Annotated in this window: 23 protein-coding genes; 19 read left to right on the top strand and 4 right to left on the bottom strand. The window is 51.6% G+C overall.

The genetic code is table 11. The features are described from left to right. The first annotated feature begins 102 nt into the window (after positions 1-102). From EC843_RS07375 to EC843_RS07355, 5 genes are all read left to right on the top strand, one after another. Positions 103-1,602: an MDR family MFS transporter gene (locus tag EC843_RS07375; protein ID WP_133521991.1), complete on the top strand. Its 1,500-nt coding sequence runs from the start codon at positions 103-105 to the stop codon at positions 1,600-1,602. A 75-nt stretch (positions 1,603-1,677) separates the two neighbouring features. Continuing rightward, the gene (locus EC843_RS07370; protein WP_133521990.1) at positions 1,678-2,184 is read left to right on the top strand and encodes a hypothetical protein; all 507 of its coding nucleotides are present in this window, start codon (positions 1,678-1,680) and stop codon (positions 2,182-2,184) included. A 12-nt stretch (positions 2,185-2,196) separates the two neighbouring features. Continuing rightward, a complete protein-coding gene (locus EC843_RS07365; protein WP_064544641.1) occupies positions 2,197-2,643 on the top strand; it encodes a YetF domain-containing protein in 447 nt (148 codons plus the stop codon). Between the two features lie 119 nt (positions 2,644-2,762). Next, the gene (locus tag EC843_RS07360) at positions 2,763-3,614 is read left to right on the top strand and encodes an aldo/keto reductase (protein WP_133521989.1); all 852 of its coding nucleotides are present in this window, start codon (positions 2,763-2,765) and stop codon (positions 3,612-3,614) included. Positions 3,615-3,640: 26 nt separating this feature from the next. Continuing rightward, a complete protein-coding gene (locus tag EC843_RS07355) occupies positions 3,641-4,630 on the top strand; it encodes an aldo/keto reductase (protein WP_133521988.1) in 990 nt (329 codons plus the stop codon). Between the two features lie 61 nt (positions 4,631-4,691). On the opposite strand, the gene EC843_RS07350 is transcribed toward EC843_RS07355, so the two are convergent. The 3 genes from EC843_RS07350 to EC843_RS07340 all read right to left on the bottom strand — a co-directional run bounded on the left by EC843_RS07350 (position 4,692) and on the right by EC843_RS07340 (position 7,338). Further along, entirely contained in the window at positions 4,692-5,585 is an 894-nt protein-coding gene (locus EC843_RS07350; RefSeq protein WP_064544648.1) for a LysR family transcriptional regulator, read from the bottom strand. A 4-nt stretch (positions 5,586-5,589) separates the two neighbouring features. After that, a complete protein-coding gene (locus EC843_RS07345) occupies positions 5,590-6,390 on the bottom strand; it encodes a MipA/OmpV family protein (protein WP_064544730.1) in 801 nt (266 codons plus the stop codon). Positions 6,391-6,735: 345 nt separating this feature from the next. Beyond that, positions 6,736-7,338: a hypothetical protein gene (locus EC843_RS07340; protein WP_133521987.1), complete on the bottom strand. Its 603-nt coding sequence runs from the start codon at positions 7,336-7,338 to the stop codon at positions 6,736-6,738. 408 nt (positions 7,339-7,746) lie between these two features. On the opposite strand from EC843_RS07340, the gene EC843_RS07335 reads away from it, so the two are divergent. Together EC843_RS07335 and EC843_RS07330 are read left to right on the top strand one after the other, a co-directional pair. Then, positions 7,747-9,270, top strand: coding sequence for a DUF2272 domain-containing protein (locus tag EC843_RS07335; RefSeq protein WP_133521986.1), 1,524 nt, complete (start codon positions 7,747-7,749; stop codon positions 9,268-9,270). An 18-nt stretch (positions 9,271-9,288) separates the two neighbouring features. Further along, positions 9,289-11,061, top strand: coding sequence for a patatin-like phospholipase family protein (locus EC843_RS07330; RefSeq protein WP_133521985.1), 1,773 nt, complete (start codon positions 9,289-9,291; stop codon positions 11,059-11,061). Positions 11,062-11,116: 55 nt separating this feature from the next. On the opposite strand, the gene hpaX is transcribed toward EC843_RS07330, so the two are convergent. Further along, the gene (gene hpaX, locus EC843_RS07325) at positions 11,117-12,505 is read right to left on the bottom strand and encodes a 4-hydroxyphenylacetate permease (protein WP_133521984.1); all 1,389 of its coding nucleotides are present in this window, start codon (positions 12,503-12,505) and stop codon (positions 11,117-11,119) included. A 299-nt stretch (positions 12,506-12,804) separates the two neighbouring features. Between hpaX and EC843_RS07320 the strand changes: the two genes are divergently transcribed. From EC843_RS07320 to EC843_RS07265, 12 genes are all read left to right on the top strand, one after another. Continuing rightward, positions 12,805-13,269 carry a MarR family winged helix-turn-helix transcriptional regulator gene (locus tag EC843_RS07320; RefSeq protein WP_133521983.1) on the top strand — a complete coding sequence of 155 codons (465 nt, stop codon included), beginning with the start codon at positions 12,805-12,807 and terminating at the stop codon, positions 13,267-13,269. A gap of 330 nt (positions 13,270-13,599) precedes the next feature. After that, the gene (locus tag EC843_RS07315) at positions 13,600-14,721 is read left to right on the top strand and encodes an amidase (RefSeq protein WP_133521982.1); all 1,122 of its coding nucleotides are present in this window, start codon (positions 13,600-13,602) and stop codon (positions 14,719-14,721) included. Positions 14,722-14,763: 42 nt separating this feature from the next. Further along, a complete protein-coding gene (locus EC843_RS07310) occupies positions 14,764-15,891 on the top strand; it encodes an acyl-CoA dehydrogenase family protein (protein WP_064544655.1) in 1,128 nt (375 codons plus the stop codon). A gap of 22 nt (positions 15,892-15,913) precedes the next feature. Next, positions 15,914-16,273, top strand: coding sequence for a hypothetical protein (locus EC843_RS07305; protein ID WP_064544657.1), 360 nt, complete (start codon positions 15,914-15,916; stop codon positions 16,271-16,273). A gap of 11 nt (positions 16,274-16,284) precedes the next feature. Beyond that, positions 16,285-16,797 carry a nuclear transport factor 2 family protein gene (locus tag EC843_RS07300; protein ID WP_064544659.1) on the top strand — a complete coding sequence of 171 codons (513 nt, stop codon included), beginning with the start codon at positions 16,285-16,287 and terminating at the stop codon, positions 16,795-16,797. A 28-nt stretch (positions 16,798-16,825) separates the two neighbouring features. Continuing rightward, a complete protein-coding gene (locus tag EC843_RS07295) occupies positions 16,826-18,136 on the top strand; it encodes an aromatic ring-hydroxylating dioxygenase subunit alpha (protein WP_064544661.1) in 1,311 nt (436 codons plus the stop codon). 3 nt (positions 18,137-18,139) lie between these two features. Further along, entirely contained in the window at positions 18,140-18,619 is a 480-nt protein-coding gene (locus EC843_RS07290; protein ID WP_064544734.1) for an aromatic-ring-hydroxylating dioxygenase subunit beta, read from the top strand. A 10-nt stretch (positions 18,620-18,629) separates the two neighbouring features. Beyond that, positions 18,630-19,370, top strand: a complete 741-nt coding sequence (locus tag EC843_RS07285; protein ID WP_064544663.1) for an SDR family NAD(P)-dependent oxidoreductase — start codon at positions 18,630-18,632, stop codon at positions 19,368-19,370. Positions 19,371-19,379: 9 nt separating this feature from the next. Beyond that, complete coding sequence (locus EC843_RS07280; RefSeq protein WP_064544665.1) at positions 19,380-20,312, top strand: PDR/VanB family oxidoreductase; 933 nt, start codon at positions 19,380-19,382, stop codon at positions 20,310-20,312. Between the two features lie 10 nt (positions 20,313-20,322). Further along, entirely contained in the window at positions 20,323-20,817 is a 495-nt protein-coding gene (locus tag EC843_RS07275) for a flavin reductase (protein WP_064544667.1), read from the top strand. A 44-nt stretch (positions 20,818-20,861) separates the two neighbouring features. After that, a complete protein-coding gene (locus EC843_RS07270) occupies positions 20,862-22,202 on the top strand; it encodes an MFS transporter (RefSeq protein WP_064544670.1) in 1,341 nt (446 codons plus the stop codon). Further along, entirely contained in the window at positions 22,186-23,301 is a 1,116-nt protein-coding gene (locus EC843_RS07265; protein ID WP_133521981.1) for a muconate/chloromuconate family cycloisomerase, read from the top strand. Before EC843_RS07270 ends, EC843_RS07265 begins: the two co-directional genes overlap by 17 nt. Positions 23,302-23,326 lie beyond the last annotated feature (25 nt).

Below are 23,326 nucleotides of genomic sequence, written 5' to 3'. Positions count from 1 at the left end.
ACAGCCGTTTTTAGGGGCGTTTCGTGCGCCATCCATTGACCGGGTGAAACTATTCACCCTACATTAATTACCAAATTAATTAATCCCAAGCTGACAGGTAACATGACAGTCACCGAAACACCTCAGGCAGAAACGCATCAGCAGGCAACTTCAATTCGTTTATTGTTCTGTGCGCTGATGCTGGTCATGCTGCTCGCCGCACTGGATCAGACCATCGTTTCCACCGCCTTGCCGACCATTGTCAGTGAGCTGGGTGGGCTGGAAAAACTCTCCTGGGTGGTCACCGCTTATCTGCTTTCTTCCACTATTGTGGTGCCGCTATACGGTAAATTTGGCGATCTGCTGGGGCGCAAGATCGTGCTGCAAACGGCTATCGTGATTTTCTTGCTTGGCTCCGCGTTATGCGGGCTGGCGCAAAATATGACGCAGTTAATTCTGATGCGTGCCTTGCAAGGGTTGGGTGGCGGTGGGCTGATGGTGGTCACTATGGCGGCGGTGGGCGATGTTATCCCGCCTGCGGATCGCGGCAAATATCAGGGCTTGTTTGGCGGGGTGTTTGGCCTTGCCACCGTAATTGGCCCGCTGATTGGCGGGTTCCTGGTTGAGCATTTCTCCTGGCGCTGGATTTTCTACATCAATTTGCCGCTCGGTATTTTCGCGCTGCTGGTGATTGGCGCGGTGCTCAAACCGCAAACTGCGCGTATTCGCCACCAAATCGATTTTCTTGGCGCGGGTTATCTCGCCGCCTCGCTGACCTGTTTAATCCTGTTCACCAGCCAGGGCGGCACCGTAATGGCGTGGTCTGACCCGCAACTGTGGTGCATTTTTGCCTTTTTTGTGGTGACGCTCGGCGGTTTTATTTATGAGGAGCGGCGGGCATTTGAGCCGATCATTCCCCTCGGCCTGTTCCGTGACCGCACTTTCTTATTGAGTTGCCTGATTGGTTTTATTATCGGCATGTCGCTGTTTGGTTCGATGACTTTCTTGCCGCTTTACTTGCAGGTGGTGAAATCGTCCACGCCGACCGAAGCCGGGATTCAGTTACTGCCGCTGATGGGTGGGCTGATGCTGACCTCAATTATCAGTGGCCGCATCATCAGCAAAATAGGGCGCTATCGCATCTTCCCGATCGTTGGCACCTTGCTGACGTTTATCGCCATGTTATTGCTCGGCACGCTTAAAATCGACTCACCTATTCACACGCTCTATCTCTACATCGCGTTGTTGGGCTTTGGTCTGGGCATGGTGATGCAGGTGTTGGTGCTGGCGGTGCAAAATAGCGTGGAGCAAAAAATGATTGGTGTTGCGACCTCCAGCACCACGCTGTTCCGCCAGATTGGTGGCTCGATTGGCGTGGCGGCCTTCGGCGCAATTTTCACCAATGTGCTGCAAAACAAACTGAGCGAATTGCTCCCACCTGATACTCAATTGCCCCGTCAACTGGGTGCAAAGGCGGTGCATGAACTTCCGGCGGCGCTGCAAAATGATTATCTGCAAGCCTTTGGCTCGGCATTGCATTCGGTGTACCTGATTTCTGCGGCAGTGGTGGTGTTTGCGTTCATCCTGTCATTGCTGATGAAGGATGTACCGTTGCGAAAATAATCCAGGCTGGCTAGTGTTGCCGCTGTTGACTAGACTTCAAAACAGCCACTTACTCTGCATTGGCCGGATCAATAAATGAAAACAACGCCCGCCAAACAATCTTCACCCGTGGCCGAAAAACCGTTCTGGCTGAACTTTGAATTTCAGCTGCGGCGTGTCGGTTTTGTGCTGTTGCTGCTGATTGTTGCGGCCGCTCTGGCGGGGCTATTTTCACGCGGCTATCTCAGTGAGGCCACCCGTTCGAACGACGACCATTCCCTCACTCTTGATTACGAAAAATTCAATCGCCTGATGAGCGACATGGACATGAAAATCACCTCGGTTACCCCGCCTGGGAAACGTAACCGTATTGTGCTGGGCGGTGATTTTATGGAGGGCTTTCGCATTGATACGCTGCAACCGCAGCCGGATAAAATGTACAGCCTGAATGGCGAGATGATTCTGGAATATCAACCGATGGCACCTGGCGTTAAGCAAACATTGTGGTTAAGTCTGACGCCGATGAAATTCGGGGCCATGAAAAGCACCGTCGCAATTGATAACGGCGCTGAAATCCCTTTCCAACAATTTATTTATCCCTAAGGTAACCAGACAATGGATATGGTAATAAGGGCGCTGGCCATTTATCTGATATTGATGGTGGTGTTCAAGATTGCTGGCCGCCGTACGCTATTACAGATGACCTCCTTTGATTTGATATTGCTATTAATTATTAGCGAGGCCACGCAACAAGCGTTATTAGGCAATGACTTTTCCGTCACCGGAGCCATGCTGACCATTGTCACCTTGATCGTGGTGGATATGCTGTTTGGTTTGATAAAGAAACATTTACCGGGAGCTGATGATTTTCTTGATAATACGCCAGTCATTTTGGTTGAAAGCGGCTATTTGTTTCAGGAGAAAATGAAAAAAGTCGATATTTCCTGTGATGATATTTTACAAACAGCCCGTGTTGATCACGGAATCACCCAACTGGCAGAAATTAAATTCGCCATTCTCGAACGCAACGGGCATATCTCGATTGTCCCGGAAAGCAAATAATCCCGCCGCTCGTATTCATTAATGAATCCTGCTAATAAACCCTAGCGAATTAGGGTGCCTAATCAGATAAACCTGTTTGCGTTATGCTTTTTCCCACACCACAGATTAGGGGGAACGCTATGCAAACCGTCATATTGAACAACGGTATCGAAATGCCACTGCTGGGCTTTGGCGTCTTTCAGATGACAGAGGCCGCAGAATGCGAACGTGCGGTTATTGACGCCATTGAAACCGGCTACCGTTTGATTGATACCGCCGCCTCTTATCAGAACGAAACGCAAGTCGGTAATGCTTTAAAAAACAGTGGCATTGCCCGTGAAGAGTTGTTTATCACCACCAAACTATGGTTGCAAGACGCCAACTACGAAGGCGCGAAAGCGCAGTTCGAACGTTCGCTCAACCGCCTGCAAATGGATTATGTCGATTTGTATCTGATTCACCAGCCGTACGGTGATGTGCATGGCGCGTGGCGTGCGATGGAAGAGTTGCAGCAAGCCGGGAAAATCCGCGCCATTGGCGTCAGTAACTTCCAGCCTGATCGACTGGCTGATCTTATCGCTTTTAACAGCGTGGTTCCCGCCGTCAACCAGGTGGAGGTGAACCCGTTCCATCAGCAACTGCATGCCGCGCCGTGGATGCAAAGCCGTGGCATTCAGCCAGAGGCCTGGGCTCCGTTTGCTGAAGGGCGCAACAATCTGTTCCAGCATCCGCTATTAGCGGCGATTGCGGCAAAACACGGTAAGAGCATCGGGCAAGTCGTCCTGCGCTGGATCTTCCAGCGTGGCATCGTTTCGCTGGCGAAAACCGTGCGCCAAACTCGCATGGCAGAGAACCTCAATATTCTGGATTTCGAACTGAGCCGCGACGATTTTCTGCAAATTACCGCGCTGGATACCGCGACCAGTGCCTTCTTCTCGCATCGTGATCCGGCGAGGGTTGAGTGGCTAACCGGCCGCAAACTAGACGTATAACTTCCACCCATTCACGAGGAATCATTATGCAAAAGCGTTATCTCGGTCATTCTGGTCTTGAAGTTTCCGCACTGGGTCTGGGTTGTATGGGGCTAAGCCACGGCTATGGCCCGGCAACGGATACCCGCCAGGCTGTGGAATTGATTCGTGCTGCCGTCGAGCGTGGCGTGACATTTTTCGACACCGCCGAAGTGTATGGCCCATATCTCAATGAAGATGTTGTCGGCGAAGCATTAAAACCGTTCCGCGACCGCGTAGTTATTGCCACCAAATTCGGCTTCACTTTTGGTGAGGATAATAAGCAGCAAATTTTAAACAGCCGTCCGGAACATATTCGCCTGGCGGTGGAAGGGTCGTTACGCCGTTTGAAAACCGACGTTATCGACCTGTTGTATCAGCATCGTGTGGATCCCGATGTGCCGATTGAAGACGTCGCAGGTTTAGTAAAAGACCTGATTGCTGAAGGGAAAGTGAAGCACTTTGGTTTGTCCGAAGCGGGGGCGCAAACCATTCGCCGCGCCCATGCTGTGCAACCGGTCACCGCGCTGCAAAGTGAATATTCGATGTGGTGGCGTCAGCCGGAGCAAGAAATTCTGCCGGTGCTAAAAGAACTGGGGATTGGGTTTGTGCCGTTTAGTCCGTTAGGCAAAGGCTTCTTGACCGGCTCAATTAAGTCTGGCACCACCTTCGGCGCGGATGATTTCCGTAGCAAAGTACCGCGTTTTGCTGCTGATGCACTGGAAGCCAACGAAAAACTGGTTTCTTTGCTCAGTGAACTGGCCGCAGAAAAAGGGGTGACCCCGGCGCAAATCGCACTGGCGTGGTTGCTGGCACAGGAACCGTGGATTGTACCGATTCCGGGAACCACTAAGCTATATCGTCTGGAAGAGAACCTGGCGGCGGCGGATTTAACCCTTGCGCAGGATGATTTGCGTAAAATCACCCTGGCACTGGAAACGGTGAAAATCGTCGGTGAACGTTATCCGGCGGCATTGCAGGCTCGCGTCGGGCGTTAATCCTGAAAATGTCGGGTTGGGTTTTGTAGGGTGGATAAGCGTTAGCGTCATCCACCGTTTTTTATTCTGAATAACGCAACGAATCGATAAGTAATGCAAAGGCAGGTGGGTGTTGTTTACGGCTGGGATAATAAAGGTAATAGCCCGGAAATGTTGGGCACCAGTCGGCAAGAACCTGCACCAGCTCCCCCGATTTCAGCTCATCCTGAACCATATCATCAGGGACGCAGGCCAGGCCAAACCCAGCCAGCACGGCATCAATCCGTTCGGAAAGCAGATTAAAAATCAGCTGGCCTTCCACGCGCACGCGCAGGGGTTTAGCGTCTTTTTCAAATTCCCAGTGATACAAACCGCCTGCGGTGGGTAAACGCATATTAATACAACGATGATGTTGTAATTCATGCGGCGTTTGCGGAATACCTTGCGCCTGTAGATATTGCGGCGAACCGACAACCACCATGCGCAAATCCGGCCCGATTCTCACCGCCACCATGTCTTTATCGACACTTTCCCCCAGCCGAATTCCGGCATCGAAACGGCCCTCGACAATATTGACAAAACCGTTATCGACCACCAGCTCGACATTAATATCCGGGTACTGTTTGAGAAACGGTTTTAGCTTCGGCCACAGTAGTTTACGCGCGGAATGTTCACCGGCAGAAAGCCGGATATTACCTGAAGCACCGCCATTTAATTGCAGAATGCTTTCCAGTTCGCTCTCAAGTTCCGCCAGGCGAGGCTCGAGGCTGGCAATGAGCCGCTCACCGGTTTCGGTGGGGGCAACACTGCGGGTGGTGCGGGTCAGCAACCTCACATTTAAACGTTCTTCCAGGGCTTTCACCGCATGACTTAACGCGGATTGTGAAACGCCCAGTTTCCCTGCGGCTTTGGTAAAACTCCTTTCTTTTGCCACCACCAGAAAGATTTGCAGCTCATTGAAATTTTCTTTAAGCATCTCGCTACCAGATATAACCTACGGCCAAAATCCCATACAACTCACCGTTATGCTGCACGATAGGGCTGTCGGCAATATCTTTATCATAAAACTCGTAGTTGGCCGCCAGCATCCCCACCCATTTTGGGCTGAAACGGTAACTAGTAATCACTGCAGCCATAGGCGAGAAGGTGGTTCCGGTATCCCATTCTGGCCGTTGGGCGGTGGCCTCACTTTTCGAAACGCCACCAAAGTAATAGTTCGCCATCTTATCGCTGCGAATCATCATCCCCATGCCAGGCATCACCAGCAAATTCCCTTTTACGATAGGGAAATCCGCCCACAACAGTAGTTCCTGGCCATTACTGCGCCCGGTGACATCAGAACTGACACGGGCGCTAAGCAGTGCATACGGGGTAATAATAGTGCCGCCGACGCCCGCTTCAAATTCTGACTTTCGCTTGTGCATCCCATCGAAAGCATCTTCATCATCGGGATCCAGGTTACCAAAGCGGAACCTGCCATACGCATAAGCGGCGGTGTTGTCATCAAGATGAAAATAGTAGCGACCACGGTCGCCGAGATACATGAATTGATCGCCAAAATAGAGCGCGCCGGGGATGACATAAGTTTCATCTTTTTGCGCTTCGTAACGTGCCGTGCCGCTAATCACCGCGCCGCCCAAAATCAAACCCTTGGGGATGGGGCTGGTGTCATTGTCTTTCGCGAATAGCTCTAAGGAGCCAAGATCGACCTCGGCGTGAACAGAGGCACTAAGCAGCAACAGGGGGCTGAGTGCTGTGGCTAAATGTCGGTTTAGTCTCATCGGGTTTCCCAAAAATGGTGAGCGCGTCGGGTATTTTAATTTCTGCCACAATGTCCGTCCTGTTCTAATCATTGCTGATGATTTCATTATATAAATGATGGACTTTCTACCTGGCGGCTACTCGCATAGTTTAGCCCAAAGACCGAGAAGATCACTAAAGGTGACTTGTTTCATTTTGGTAATCTGATTTTTGCGTGATGACGAACTATCACCCTCGCTCAGATAGATGATAGCCGTATTATTGCGGAGGCCAACAATTGTCCGCACACCTTCTCTCCTATACCTGCAAGCTCGCAGAGAAGGAGTGCGATAAATACTGGTTTCCTACTCCTTTTATTTGTTCCCTTAGACAATGGTGGTCCATTTCTGTTGAGCTAGCTTAGGTGTTGGATAAACACTGAGTGTCATTTCAGCTGCACGGTTAGAATGAAGTTTATACTGATTAGTACCGTAGGGAGGATTTTTCCCTTGCTCCCAAGTGTCATAAATAAACATTATTGGGTCATCGCTGTTATGTTTCATCAACAATGCGACCCCGCTCAGAATCCCTTCTGCAAGGCTTGTAATAACTTGAATGGTCGGATTGGTAATTAATTTTTCCACAAGTTCTTTCTTGCCAGATTCATTATTGATGAACGTTTCTATTTCTTGTCCGACGGTGCGAATGTCTGCATCGGACTCAATCAGCATCAGGTTTGCGGTGACGAATTCACCCGGATTTTCAGGGCCATATAGGCAAATGCTAGTGTCAGAGTTAACAATAAGCTGGTTAACTATGGAGTTTGGGAAATTAAAAACACGGTGAGTCATTCTGAGTTGACCATTCTGCTTATCAGTAATTATGGCGATTAGAAAAGGTTCTAAAGTATTCCTGGCAAAATCGAAAGATTTAAGAATGCGTAAGTGAGTGAGGTAAATAGAGATTTTATCTTCTAAACGATTAAACATAGCCATTCCTCTTTCGTTGTAAACGATAAGTCGAGTGCCACGGGAAGACAACATCATTCGATATCAAAGACTGGGAGAGCAACTCATTGAGCTATATATGGATTTACTGTTGTGACTGTTATTAGCGTAGAAGGAAAAATAACGCCTTCAAGTTAATAGTATAAAATTTCTATTTTATTCATGCCTAACCTCTTTCAGGTGATGATTCAATGTGATGATATTTATATGAAAATCATTTTAAAGAATTATAAAACTATTTATATGTGATTATGTAGTTCAGCAGAAAGTATTATAACGATTAGTATTTTTATGTGCTAAACCTGAATCTCAACGACAGCGGTATGGTGAAATATTACATTCTTCCCGTAGCCATTTTATTGTTAAATATATTAACTGTTGAGGTTGTTTATGTCTTATAAAGATGAGTTTCAGCGTGCTGCAGGTTGGTCAGCGATTGACCTCAATATTCGGTTAGACAATAAACACAGCCAGTTTCTCGATTTTCTTACGAAGAATAATGTCTCAACCATCATTCGTTATTATGCTACTGATGCCAGCAACCCAAAGACATTAACAGTGAAGGAGGCCAAATTTCTTTCGCTGCAAGGATTTAATTTGCTCCCCGTTTTCCAGAACTCAAGCCGTGAAATTACTGATTTTTCGACGGCTTCAGGGAAAAAAAATGCCCAGAGCGCACTGACATTTGCTTCTACAATTGGCCAACCCGCAAATGCTGGCAGCACAATAATTTTCGCAGTTGATGCCGATTACCAGGCACCCGCGATAGATGGCCCGATCCTGGATTACTTTATGGCTATCCAGCAGACCGTTAATTCTGCATTCTCTATTGGCGCATATGGCAGTGGAGCGGTGTTGTCAAAATTGCTGGCGGAAAATTTAATATCAGTGCCGTGGTTGTCGATGTCGCGGGGTTTTCTTGGCACAGAGTCATTCTTTTACAGCAACAAGTGGGCGCTACGGCAATTACCGCCGGAGCAAGAATTTCCTTCGCCCAAAGTCGATTATGACCGCAATATTTTACGTCTTTCTCCCCAACAGTTGGGGGCGTTTACTGTTGATGAAGCAGGAGAAGGTCATGTGGAAAATAAGGTCGTCATAGTACGGTCTGAACCTGTGTTGTTCTCGCTTTCAACCGCATCAACCAACCGCATAATCACCACTGAAGGAGTACGATTACGCACTGAGCCAAATGGTACCATCATCCGTGACCTCACCATTGGAGAAGCCGTTGAGGATCTGGGTGCCAGCCCTGTAGCTGGCTGGCAGAAAGTTCAGGTAGGGAACGAAAGCGGAGTGGTATTTGGCAAGTATTTACGTGAACCCGCTGGGAAACAAATCGAAGCGTTGCTACAGGCAGCCATTGCGGAATGGTTACGGTTTGATAAAGGCAAAGGCAATGAAAAAAACGGCCCTTATTATCGCTACATTCGTGACATGTGGGCTGCCATTGGCGAACCGTGGGATGGAAAAAATGATGTGCCCTGGTCAGCCGCTTTTATTTCCTGGGTTGTACGCCAGGCGGGTAAAGCCTATGAGGATTTCAATTTTGCTGCCAACCATTCAGTTTTTGTTAATAGCGCCATCAAAGCTCGTTTTACACAGCAATTGAATAAACCCTTCTGGGGATACGCAATTAATGAAGAAAAGCCAGCTCTTGGCGATATTATTCAAATAAATAGAAGTGGGAATTTATTTTCATTCTCGTATGCCGAAAATCATGCTGACTACATTAGCCACTCCGACATTGTGGTGGAGGTCACTGCTGATGTAGTACGGGTCATGGGAGGTAATGTCGCAAATACGGTATCTTATGGAAGTGAATCGCAGGAATATGAACTCAATGAGGATGGTTTTATTAAGCCAGGGCAAGGTGTTATTTCACTTTTAAAGAATCGGGCCGATAAGGTTTAACTCAGGAGTCACTCTATTATGATGGAAAATGATGGCTATTATCATCCTGAACATGATCCTGATGGGAAACCCTGGGAAGCTGATATTGCACCGTATTTGATCGCGGAGGAAAAGCCTGAACCCGGAGTTTTTGAAATTGGCCTGGTGATGGCTGGCGCAATTAGCGCTGGTTGCTACGCTGCTGGGGTGCTGGACTATTTATTTGAAGCGCTGGATGCCTGGGAAAAAGCTAAAGAAGATCCCACCGTCCCTCATCACAAAGTGAGGATTCGGGTTATTGCCGGTGCCTCGGCGGGGGGAATGAATGCAGCCATTGCGGCAGGGGCATTACATTATGATTTCCCACATATACGCCCCGGAGTAAAGACCGGGGATATTAACAATCCATTTTATACCGGCTGGGTTAAAGGCATTAATATCAATGATTTGCTGGGTGACGAAGATTTAAAACGGGATCAAATCGTGACATCGTTACTGGATTGCTCTGTGCTACAGCAAATCACTAATAATGCGCTTAATTATAGCGCGGCACCTATTAAGCGACCTTATCTTAATGCTCGAGTGCGTTATATTTTTACGCAAAGTAGTTTGCAGGGTATTCCTTATTACTTTCATCTTCCGGGGAATACCAACAGTGGGAAAGGTATGGTTCTGCATAAAACCTATAGTAGTTTTTCTGTTCGTTATCAGGGGCAACAAGTTTTTAAACGGCGAATTGATGATATTGAATTAGATTCAGACTTACAGCAGAAAACGACGATTGCCGATTGGGAAGAACTGGGTAATGCCGCATTAGGTTCCGGGGCATTTCCTATTATGCTGGCACCCAGGTTAGAAAAACGCAATCTTACGAGCCTCAACTGGCGGTTTTCTATTACGACCGAACCTCGCTCTGATACTAATGTACCTGGTTCCGAGACATTTAAAATACGGCAGTTATCCCCGAGTTGGGTAAATCCACCTGCGGTTTATCAGGAATATATCGTTGATGGTGGGATGATGGATAACGAGCCATTAGAGTTAGCGCGCACTGAATTGGCGGGGCTAGCCTGCCACAATCCGCGAAAGGGAGAAGATGCCTTCCGTGCTGTGGTGATGATTGACCCTTTTCCTCAGTCGGTGGAGGATAAGCCCTGCATAACCTCTCCATTTTCCCTGTTCGACAGCATAAAGGGCATCGCTTCAACCATCAGTCATCAGATGCGTTTTAATTCCGCCGATTTAGCATTAGCGGTGGACGAGCATACTTACAGTCGTTTTCTGATTGCGCCGATTCGATCGGATGACATCCGTGATAAAACCTTCAATGACCAGGCTATCGCTAGTGGTTCTCTGGGGGGATTTGGCGGTTTTCTTAGCGAGGAATTTAGGCACCATGACTACATGCTGGGGCGCAGGAACTGCCAGCAATTTCTGCGGGAATACTTTTCATTACCACAGGGGAACCCGTTATTTAAGGCTGGTGATAACAATCTGCCAATCAAAAGTAATAGTGAATTTCCTATTATCCCGTTAATGAGACAGGTTCAGGCGCAGGAACCTTTACCGGCCTGGCCGAAAAAAACAGTTAATCTTGACGAGTTGGCGGACAAAATTGATGAGCGTGCCAGGAACATTATTCTGACTTTTATGAAAATGAAAATTAAAAAATCATCTAAATTCTCGGCTTGGGTTGTCAATTTTCTACTGAAAACTCGTTGTGCACGAAATATTATTAGCGGCAAATTAGTTGAATATATTAAAAAAGATTTTGGAAAAAGGAATCTGCCCTTTAAAACTAAACATGAATAAAAGCCCGGTGCTGTTTTGTGCAAGCCCGGGCCTTTTTATTACCAATAAAAAGTGTTTAAAGACTGCTTCTTTGCGCCATCTTCTTCATCGGAATCAATGAAATAACAATTGCGCCCAACACCAGGAACCCGGCCACCATATAAATACCGGCGTTGAAATTACCGGTGACATCTTTCATCCAGCCCATCAACAATGGCCCTAACGCGGCACCAGTCATACCGGTGGCGTTGATCACCGCAATACCCAGGGCGCGGGCTTGCAAAGAGATGGATTGATCCGGCGTGGTCCAGAAAATGACCATCGCGGCAAATGCACCTGACGAGGCCATCACAATGCCGGTAAATTGCAGCATCGGATTGCTGCTTGAAGCTGTTAAAACCCAGCCTGCGGCGGCAAACAGATACGGCAACAGAGTGTGAATTTTACGTTCATTAAAGCGGTCAGAACGCTTACTCCACCAAATCATCCCGACAATAGTACAAACTTGCGGAATCGCGCTGAGTAAACCAATGGTGATGTTATTACTTTCCTGGTTAAAACTGCGCAGGATAAGCGGCGTCCAGACGCTCAAGGCGCTTAATGTGTTGGTGAGGCAAAAATAGGCCAGCGTATAAAGCATAATCACCGGCGTAAATAATTCCCGCAGCATGCCGCGTTGGGATGTCGGGCCGATATTGGTGCCTTGTTGTGATTTCTGAATCGCCAGTTTATCGGCTTCCATCATCTCGTTCAGGCAGGCTTTATCATCGTCGGTCAGCCATTTGGCTTTCGACGGTGAGTCATCCAGCCAGAACCACACCACCAGACCTAACAACACCGACGGGAACCCTTCGAGCAGGAACAGCCATTGCCAGCCTTTCAGGTTGAGCAAGCCATCAAGGTTAAGAATATAGCCGGAAGCGAGCGAGCCCAGCGCCATGGTGACGGGCATCGCAATCATGAACAGCGCATTCGCCCGAGCGCGATATTGCGCAGGGAACCAGTATGTTAAATAGAGCAACAAACCCGGTAAGAATCCGGCTTCAGCAATCCCCACCAGCATACGCAACACGTAAAGGCTGCCAGGGCCGGTGGCAAACATCGTCGCGGTGGAAGCAATCCCCCAGACCACCATCAAAACGGCAATCCAGCGGCGTGCACCGACAATACTCAGCATGATGTTACTCGGCACGCCGCAGATAACATACATCACATAAAACAGCGTGGTCGCCAGGCCAAACATGGTGCTGGTGAGGCCCAGATCTTTGCCCATTGTCAAACCGGCAAAGCCAATGTTGATGCGGTCCAGATACGAAAAAACAAACAGCACAAACAAGAAGATAATCAACCGACGAAACAGTTTTTTAATCACCGCCTGTTGCCGGGGATCCAGTGCTATTTCGCCTGGTGATGGCGGTGCCAGCACCTCGGAGCGAGCCTGTTCCAGAGAAGGACTTTCGTTCATGAAGAGCTCCACATTGCGTTTATTAGTATTGTTAGTCCGGTGTTGTCATGGATTGAGCACTGCCCGTCCCAGCCAACGCAAACCCGTGCGCTAACGTATAGGAAAGAGGAAGATTGGATGTCAATGCGGTGTTGTGAAAATGATACAAAAATGTTGTTCATGTGGCATTTTCGAATCATTAAGTGTGCGGTAATCGCCCAAAATTCAGAATTGAACAATAGCGTTGTCCGAAGCGCTATAGCCGCCAGGTTTAAGCAGGTATAATCGCCCAATTGACAACTGTCTTGCTAAGGAACCTCATGAGTACCCTAAAGAAAACACCGGATGTGGATGCCGAATTTCACCGTGAGGAGTTCCCGTTTTACTGGATAGTCAACGTCTATGCGCGCTACACCCAAATCATGGAAGTGACGCTGAAAAAGGTGCAACTGGATGTCTCTGGCTTCCGGGTCTTAATGGTGACGCAGCAATATGGCAAGGCCAGCATTTCGCAAATCTCCGAATACGCGATGGTCAAAATGCCGACGGTAACCAAAATTGTTGGCCGCCTGCGCGATGAAGGTTTAGTCACCACCGCCAGCAGTGAACAAGATGCGCGAGTCACCGAAGTGATGTTGACTGCCAAAGGCCAGCAAAAAGTGGAAGAAGCGTACCGTCTGGCAGGTAAAGTTTTCGAGAAAGGGTTTAAGGGCATGAGTGTGGCGCAGGTGGAAAAAATGAATCTTTCACTGGCTAAAGTGCTCGATAACCTGAACGAAATTTGAGCCTGATCGACAGAATGACAAATTTGTGACCGCGTTAAAAATTTCTTCCAACCCACTGTAAAATAAATATTTTTTTCCACTCGTCGTCCTGAGTTCTCATGACGACTTTTTGGCATTCGCCAAATTTTTCCTTATCAATTCATCAGCATAATCAAAAATTCATTTGTTAAATTTGGTTAGCTCCATGTTAATCAATCGTAAAATTTACGTGAAATATTACTTGAATTTTCATCTAAATATTCCATGATTGATTCATATTTACTCAGAACGAAAAAGCAGCGATGACTGTTTGCCTGATGTGATTCACATTATCTGATTAAGGGCTTAATGATGAAGTCTATTTGTGAGAGCAATGGTTATGTAGAGCAGTTTGTCCTCGGCGAGGGTGAACTGCGCTTTGCGGTAAAAGACACCCTGGATATCGCTGGTTACCGTACTCGTGCCGGATGTCCGGCGCTCGCAGCAGCACCTGTTGCGCAGCATCATGCTGGCGTCGTGGCGACGTTACTCAACAACCGCTGCGTGCTGACCGGCAAAACCACGCTGCACGAACTGGCATTCGGGGTGACGGGCATTAACGCCTGGAGCGGCACCCCGGTGAATCCGTTGTTTCCGGCGCTGATCCCTGGCGGTTCATCAAGTGGTTCTGCGGCGGTTGTCGCATCAGGTGAAGTCGATTTTTCACTGGGTACTGACACTGGTGGTTCGGTGCGTATGCCTGCCGCTTGTTGTGGAGTGTTGGGGCTGAAACCCGGTTACGGTGTCATCAGCCGCGATGGGGTTTTACCGGCACACAGCTCGCTGGATTGCGTCGGCATTTTTGCCCGTAACGCTACGGTGCTGCGCCAGGTTCTGACGCACCTTTCCATTCCTGTCGGCGAGCCAATCACTGCGTTGCCTGAAGTGGCCTTTGTGGCGGCGGCAATCCCAGAAATTGACGCGCTTCTGCTGGGGCAACTCGAACAACAGGGCATTCGTCCTCACCGTTCACAACTTCCTGCGCTTGCCGACGCACACCGCGCCGGGCTGGCGATTATCAGCCACGAAAACTGGCAGGCGTTTAACTCATTGCTCAGCAGTGAAGAGGTTTCGCCAGATGTCGCGAGCCGTATTCGGGCGGGCAAAGATGTGGACGCTGCCGCTTTGGCTAACGCCGAACGTGTGCGCATCAAATTCACCGCCGAGGTGGATGCGTTACTTGAGCAAACACCTTTGCTGGCGCTGGCAACCTTGCCGGAACTTCCTCCAACGCTACAAGAAGCACAAGACCCGCTTAGCGTCGTCAACCTGACTCGCCTGGTGCGGCCTTTCAATCTCAGTGGACATCCGGCAATCACCCTGCCGATGGGCGAACTACGCGGTCGTCCGGTCGCCTTGCAATTAGTGGCGGCCAAAGGGCGTGAAGGCTTGTTGGTTCAGGCCGCCGAGTGGTTTTGTCGGGAATTAGCGTAAGCGCCATCCACCATTTGCACCCCATTACTTCGGGAGTTAGCCATGTCTGTCGTCAACGTTCGTGAAGAGCTGGTTCCGTTACTGAGTGAAGTGACGACTCGTAGCGCCGATTTTGAACATCAACGCCATATTTCTGAAGACATTATTACCCGCTTCAAACAGGTCGGTGTGTATCGCGCACTGGTGCCGAAAATTTACGGCGGTGACGAATGCTCACCCGCGCAGTTTTGCGAACTGATTGAGCAAATTGCCACAGCAGACGGTTCGGCAGGTTGGGTGGCAAGTTTTGGCATGAGCCCGTTCTACCTTGGGGCGTTGCCGCCGGACACCCTGAAAGAGCTATACCGCGATGGGCCAGACGTGGTGTTTGCCGGTGGAATTTACCCGACACACAAAGCCATGCGGGCCGATGGGGGTTATCGCGTTAGCGGGCGCTGGAGTTTTGCCAGCGGCAGCATGGGCGCATCGGTGTTTGGCGTGGGTATCCAGCCAGATGAAGAAAAAGCGCTGCCGCGTATGGCGGTGCTGCCACGGGAATATGTGCAGATTGATCCGGTGTGGAACACCGTCGGGCTGGCCGGAACCGGCAGCCACGATCTGCTGGTTAACGACGCGTATGTTCCGCAGGAGTGGACGTTTATTCGCGGTGGCGCACTGAATCTGGAAGGGGCGCTGTATCGCTATCCGGTGCTTTCCCTCGCCACGCAAGTGCTGTCAGTGGTGGCGTTGGGTGTGGCTCGCGCGGCACTCAATGAAATCTACCAGATTGCCCATCGTCAGCAGTCGGTTACTGGCGCGCCGAAGCTTGCTGAAAGGCCACAGGCACAGATGCAAATTGCCCGTTGTGAAGCGGATCTGCGCTCGGCCCGCGCCTGGTTCTACGAAGCTATCGACGAAGTGTGGCAAAAATTGCTCGCCGGTGACGAAGCCAGCCCAGAACAAATTAATGCCTTGCGTCTTTCTTCGACGCACGTTACCCGCGTGGCAGCAGAAGTGGCACGCCAGGCGCTGGCACTCAACGGCATGGGCGGCGTTGCGATGACCAGCCCGCTGCAACGTTATGTGCGCGACACCATGGTGATTACGCAACACGCCTTTATGGGCGACCTCTCTTATCTCAACGCCGGTACGGTCTTTTTCGGTGGCAAACCGCTGCCGGGTTACCTGTGATTCTTTTCTAAAGGAGCAATAAATGAGCCAGACAAACAAATTACGTGTGCTGTTCTGCATCGGGGTTAATCAGAACTTTTTCGATGCCAGCCCAACGGAAGCGAAGCAAGTGTGGGGCGCTTTTGGCGTGATGATGAAAGGTGTTGAAGAAACCCCTGGCATCCGCGTGATTGGCAATATGGATGACGACCAGTTAATGGTTGGCCCGTCCACCACCGCACCGTGGACGACTTACATTCTGGCCGATGCCGACGCGCTGGAAAACGTCGCGGCAGTATGCAACTTGTTCCGCACCACGCCAGTGGGTGATAGCGGTAGCAAGCTGTGGAAGTACTGCAAAATCGAAGCGCGTGTTGGGCGTGAACTGATTATTCAGGGCTAACGGAGTCGATGATGAATTCACCGGACGCACAGCGTTTACAGCAGCTTGAAGACCAGCAAGCCGCCAGGGTTTGTATCAGCCAGTACATGTGGTTGTGCGACCAACTCGATACGGCAGAAACGGTACAGGCTATCGGCGAACTGTTTACCGCAGACGCCTGCTGGGAAGGTGTCGGCGAGCCGTATGCCGCGCGCCTGGGAAGACATCTTGGGCGTGAGGCGATTGTGGCGATGATGGCAGGTTATGTGCGAACCCCGGCGCATTTTGCCATGAACGCCCATTTTCTTTGCTCTGAAGCGCTCAGCCAGCAGCCCGACGGCAAGCTCTGTGGCCGCTGGCTGATGTTGCAAACCTCCGAGTTTTCCGCCGGAGGCGCTCATCTCAACGCGGCGGAAATTAACGTGGAATTTTGCCGCGAAGCCAGCGGTATGCGTATCCACCGTTTTACGACGCGCAACCTGTTCAGCCGCCCGGTAAACCACTGGCATGCAGCGGATGAACTCCCGGTGCCGGATAAAAAATAGACAGCCGAAGACGTGCAGGAGATTGGACATGAATTGCGACAACATCATCAACATAAAAAATATTGATACCACAGCGCCAGCGGTGCCTGATTGCGCGGAAATTGCCGCCTTAGTGCAACACGATCGCGTTCACACCTCGTTGTATAACTCAGAGCAATTATTCCAGCTCGAGCTGGACAGAATTTTCAGCAAAACCTGGGTTTGGGTGGCACATGCCAGCGAAATCCCGGAAACCGGCAGCTTTAAAACCACCGAAATCGGCACCCAACCGGTGATTGTGGTGCGTGACCGTAAAGGCACCGTTCATACCTTACTGAACCGTTGCCGCCACCGCGCCGCCACCGTTTGCGAACACCGCAGCGGCAAAACTAACAGCTTCGTCTGCCCGTACCACGGCTGGGGTTACGCGCTGGACGGCACTCTGCGCGGTGTTCCGCACCCGGAAAGCTATGCCGACCAGCTGGAAAAGGGCGAGTTAGGGCTGGTGTCGCTGCGCACCGAACAATACGCCGGAATGATTTTTGCCACCTTCAATGAACAGATTGAACCGTTGGAAGATTTCCTCGGTGCTGCCAAAAAATGGATGGATCTGTTTATGAAACAGGGCGCGGGCTTCCCGATTAAAACCGGGCCTGCACACCGTTTCCGCTTCCCGGGTAACTGGAAAATCCAGCTCGAAAACACCACGGACGGCTATCACTTCCCGGTGGTGCACCGCTCGTTCCTTAGCTCTGTCGATAAGCAGACCGAAGAGATGCTCAACTTCGTCGATGGCAGCGGTTATGTCGAAGATTTGGGTAATGGCCACAGCGTGATGGTGATGATCCCGGAACTGGTGGATTTGGACGCTAATCTCGACGCGCCGATCCCGGAACGCTTTAGCGAACTGGCTGATGCGCTGCGTCTGGAGCACGACGAACAGCAAGTGCGCCGTATTGTCCGCGCCGTCGGCGGTTCCGGCTTTAACCTCAATATCTTCCCGAACATTGCCTGCTCGATGGCGTTCTTCCGCGTGTTACAGCCGGTTTCGGTCAAGGAAACTGAAATTCACCATGCGGTGATCATGATGGACGGCGGGCCAGAAATCGCCAACCAGGCCAGATTGCGCCTGCATGAACACTTCCAGGGGCCGATGGGCTTTGGCACACCGGACGACTCCGAAGCGTGGGAACGCGTGCAGCGCGGCGCAACCTCTGGCAACGATCTGTGGATCATGCTCAACCGCGGGCTGGCGGGGGAATACCGTACAGACGATGGTTTGCGCAGCGATGTGAGTGCCGAAACCGGCATGCGAGCGGCTTACCAGATGTGGAAAAAACTGATGACGGAGGCGGAATAAATGATGAAGCCAGATTCTGATCTGTTTGCGGCGATGTCGCTGATTAACCTCGAAGGCGATCTGCTTGATCAAGGCGAATTCAACGCCTGGCTGGAGTTATGGCAGCGCGACGGCTTGTATGTGGTGCCGATTGACCCACAGGAAACTGATTTTAAAAACACCCTGAACTACGCCTGCGACGACCATGAAATGCGCGCCCGCCGCGTGAAACGCCTGTATAGCGGCGAATCGATCTCCACTACGCCGCGCGCCAGGACGTTGCGCACCTTGTCGCGTTTTCGCCTGCTGGAATCGCAGGATGACGTGATTGTGGTGCGTGGGGCGCAGTCGCTGTGGGAACACCGCAAAGGCCACAGCCGCCACTACGCCGCAGACATTACCTGGCAGTTACAACGCCAGGGTGATCAACTGCTTATCAAACAAAAAGTGATCCGCTTGATCAACAGCGACGATGTGCTGCACAGCATCGGTTACATCCTTTAAGGGGCTATTTATGACACAAACCGTATTAGTCACAGGTGCTGCTGCCGGACTGGGAAATGTCATCGCCAAATACCTGCTGGAGCAGGGATTCCAGGTGGTGTTGTCGGACGTGAACCGCGAACGTGCGCAGCAGGCGGCAGACAACCTGGATAACGGCCAGGGCAAGGTGCTGGCGGTCGGGCTGGATATTCGCCAGCCGCAGGATTTTGAACTCGCGCTGGCGGCAACCGTTGAGCGTTTTGGCAGCCTGGATGTGCTGGTTAACAACGCCGCGCTGACGCTGGCAACCCCGGTAATGGATATCACTGTCGATGAATTTGACCAGGTGATCTCCACTAATCTGCGCGGCACGTTTGTTGGTTGCCAGACGATGGGGCGCTACTTCGCTAAGCGTGGCTACGGGCGGATTATCAACCTCGCTTCGCTGGCAGGACAGAACGGCGGCACCGCTTCCGGCGCGCATTACGCCGCGTCAAAAGGCGGCATTTTGACGCTGACCAAAATCTTTGCCCGCGAGCTGAGCAAATCCGGCGTCACGGTTAATGCCATCGCCCCAGGGCCGATGGATTTGCCTTCGGTTCATGCGCTGGTGCCGGAAGAAAAAATGGCCGGACTGTTGCAGATGATCCCGGTCGGCAAGCTGGGCGAGGCCGAGTTTATTGCTCAGGCCGTGGCATTACTGGCTTCACCACAGGCATCGTTTGTTACTGGGGCAACCTGGGACATCAACGGTGGCCTGTTTATGCGCTAAGGAGCGGACATGCTGACTTTGCAAATTATTAAGCGCGAATTGCAGGGCGATGTCGTGCTACTCACGCTCGCCCACGCCGACGGCCTTGAGCTTCCGGAATACGGTGCGGGTGCGCATATCGACCTGCATCTGAGTGAAGATCTGGTGCGCCCGTACTCGCTGTGTGGCGACCCAAAAAACCGCCAGCATTACCAACTGGGTATTCTGAAAGACAGTCAATCTCAGGGCGGATCGCTGGCGGTGCATACCCTGCGTGAAGGCGATGAAGTGCAGGTCAGCGTGCCACGAAATCTGTTTGCTCTTGAAGCCTGCGCGGCACATAGCCTGCTGATTGGCGGCGGGATTGGCATCACGCCGATGCTGGCGATGGCCGCAGAACTGCACGCCGCCGGGCGCTCTTTTACTCTGCATTACGCTTGCCGTTCACGCTCTGGTGCGGCGTTTGTCGCGCAACTGGAAAGCGCGTCGTATGCCGAAAAAGTTCAGCTGCATTTTAGCGACGAGCAGCGCCTGAACCTTTCAGCGGTGCTCAGCGATGTACCACCGAATACCCATGTGTATGTCTGCGGCCCGACGCGATTAATGGATGCGGTCAATGAGACGGCCAAAACCCTGAATTACCAGGCGCAACAGATTCATCAGGAATGTTTTAGTGCCGATGTCCAGATTCAGGGCAAGGCATTTGAAGTGGTGGCGGCGGCCAGCGGGATCACCGTGCAGGTGGCTGAAAACCAAAGCATCGTCGAAGCACTGGCACTGGCGGGTTTGAAAGTCTGCGTTTCCTGTAAACAAGGGATTTGCGGCAGCTGCCTGACCGATGTGCTGGAAGGCGAACCGGACCACCGCGACAGCTATCTGACGGATGAAGAGAAAGCCGATGGCGATCAAATCCTGTTGTGCTGTTCCCGCGCCAAAGGCGCGCGTTTAATCATCGATTTGTAAGGAATATCCCATGACTCTGCAAACAGATTTTCGTAATGCGATGGCGCAACTGGGGAGCGCGGTTTCGGTGATTACCACCGATGGCCCGGCGGGAAAATTCGGCTTCACGGCGTCTGCGGTATGCAGCGTGACCGACCAGCCGCCAACCTTGCTGGTGTGTATGAACCGCAACTCCTTCGCTAACGACCATTTCAAACAAAACGGCGCGTTATGCGTCAACGTGTTGTCCGGCGAGCATCAGGATTTGTCCGGCGTTTTTGCTAATGCCAACCTGCGTTCTGAGCAACGTTTTCTGCACGATAACTGGCAGGTAATGGCCAGCGGTGCGCCGGTTCTCAGCTCATCAGTCGCCAGCTTCGACTGCGTTATTGATACCTGCCATGAAGTCGGCAGCCACACGGTGTTTTATTGCCAGGTGCAGGCGATTCGTGTCAGCGAACAGCCACGCGGCCTGGTCTACTTTAACCGCCGTTACCACACCATCGGCGACGATGTTGAAGTGTAGCCGCCAACGGTTTAGCGCATCTTTTATCCACGAGGAAACGCTCCATGAGTGACATCGCGAAAGAAAATGCACCGCACGATGCCCGGCAAATGCGCAAGCTTGTTATCGCATCGGTGCTCGGTAATGCGCTGGAATGGTACGACTTTTTCCTCTATGGGACGGCCGCCGCACTGGTGTTTGGCCCGTTGTTCTTCCCGGTGGGCGGCGATCCGCTACAGGGAACGTTATTAGCGTTTTCAGGCTTTGCGGTCGGTTTCCTGGCTCGCCCGCTGGGTGGGATTGTGTTTGGGCATTTGGGTGACCGATACAGCCGCAAAATGACTCTGGTGATGACGCTGTCGTTAATGGGCGCGACCACCTTTGTGATTGGTCTGCTGCCGGTTTACGCACAGATTGGCATTTGGGCGCCGATTTCACTGATCAGCCTGCGCTTCTTACAAGGCGTGGCATCCGGTGGCGAGTGGGGCGGTGGTGTGCTGATGTTGAGCGAAAATGCGCCGACATCACGCCGTGGATTCTTTACCGCCTGGAGCCAGATGGGGGTTTCCGGGGGCTTTGTGTTATCGGCATTTGCCTTCTGGCTGGTGCAGAAACTCCCGGAAGCGGCCTTCATGAGTTGGGGCTGGCGGGTGCCGTTCCTGCTGAGTCTGCTGATTTTTCTGGTCGGGGTTTATATCCGTAAAAACATCCGTGAAAGCCAGGTCTTTCAACAGGCTAAGCCTCAAGACCAACACGAAAAACTGCCATTGCTGGTGCTGATTAAAGAGCACCCGAAAGCGCTGTTGCAGGCCATCGCGCTGCGGTTGCCAGAGAATGGCGCGTCCTACATCTTTTTCACCTTCTCGGTGGTGTATGCCAAACACATTGGTATCAGCACCGGCGTCATCATTAGCGCGGTGACGCTCGCGATGGTGGTGGAGCTGTTCTCGATTCTGTTCTGGGGCGCATTGTCTGACCGTATCGGCCTCAAACCGGTGTATTACGTCGGCGTGATTGGCTTGCTGGTGATGGCTTTCCCGTTCTTCTGGCTGCTGTCGACCGGCGATTATGGCTGGATCATGGTCGCGATGATCCTCGGTTTACCGGTGTGCCACGGGGCGATGATCGGTACTCAGCCGTGCATCATGAGCGATCTCTTCCCGGTGCGGGTACGTTACTCAGGCCTGGCGCTGGGGCATGAAGTGGGATCGATATTTTCCGGTGGTTTAGGGCCGATGCTGGCGGTGGCGTTGCTGATTGAATTTGATGCTTACTGGCCGGTTTCATTATTGCTGATGGGCTATGCCCTGCTGGCGCTGATTGCGCTGTGGAGCCTGCCTTCACAGAAAAAATCACCGGCGTTGCCGCGTTTAACTGAAGGAGCTGTTAATGAGTCTCACAATTGAGTCAGTTGCTTGCTGGCTGGTGGATATCCCGACCATTCGTCCACACAAGCTTTCCATGGCAACCATGGGCTGCCAGACGCTGACTATCATTCGCATGACCTGTGCGCAGGGTGTTATCGGCTGGGGAGAGGCGACCACCATCGGCGGTTTGAGCTACGGCTCGGAAAGCCCGGAGGCGATTAAGTCAGCCATTGAGTGCTACCTGGCACCGTTATTGTGCGGCAAAACCTTTAACGGCGTGGCCGCGCTGGCGGACGTGATGAACGCCAGCGTGAAGGGAAACACCTTTGCAAAATCGGCACTGGAAACCGCGTTTCTTGATGCGCAGGGAAAAGTGCTGGGATTGCCGGTCAGTGACTTGCTGGGCGGTGCGTTAACTGAGCGCCTGCCGGTGCTGTGGACGCTGGCGAGTGGCGATACCGAAAAAGATATCGAAGAGGGAAAACGCCTGCTGGCCGAAGGGCGACACAATACTTTCAAACTGAAGATTGGTGCGCGCGCTCTGGAAGTGGATATTCGCCACGCGCTGGCAATTAAATCTGCTCTTGGCGGTGAGGTCAGTATCCGTGTTGACGTTAACCAGGCGTGGGATCTGACCACCGCCATAAAAGGCATGACGCAGTTGCAGGACGGCGGTATCGACCTGGTGGAACAGCCGACGCCGCAGTGGGACCGACAAGCTTTGATCACGCTAAGCCAGCGTTTTGCGGTACCGATCCTCGCTGATGAATCCGTGGCAACCAGCCACGATGGCTACGCCCTGGCGAGCAACGGGTTCAGCGGTGCTTTTGCCCTGAAAATTGCCAAAGCAGGCGGGCCAGTGCAGGCGCTGAAACTGGCGCATGTGGCACAGGCGGCGGGCATTGGGCTGTATGGCGGCACCATGCTGGAGGGAACGCTGGGCAGCGTCGCCTCATTGCACGCCTGGTCGACAATCAACATGCAGTGGGGAACCGAAATGTTCGGCCCGTTACTGCTTAAGGACGACATTGTGGTACGCCCGCTGGATTTCAGCGACGGGCAAGTCACATTACCGCAGGGGCCAGGGCTGGGCATTGAAATTGACGCAGATAAACTGAATTTTTACGCCAGAAAATAAGACAGACTCTTACCCTACAGTGAGG

Origin of the sequence: Buttiauxella sp. JUb87 (assembly GCF_004361975.1) — a bacterium.
Classification (GTDB): Bacteria; Pseudomonadota; Gammaproteobacteria; order Enterobacterales; family Enterobacteriaceae; genus Buttiauxella; species Buttiauxella ferragutiae.
This window is presented reverse-complemented; position numbering and strand designations above follow the sequence as displayed.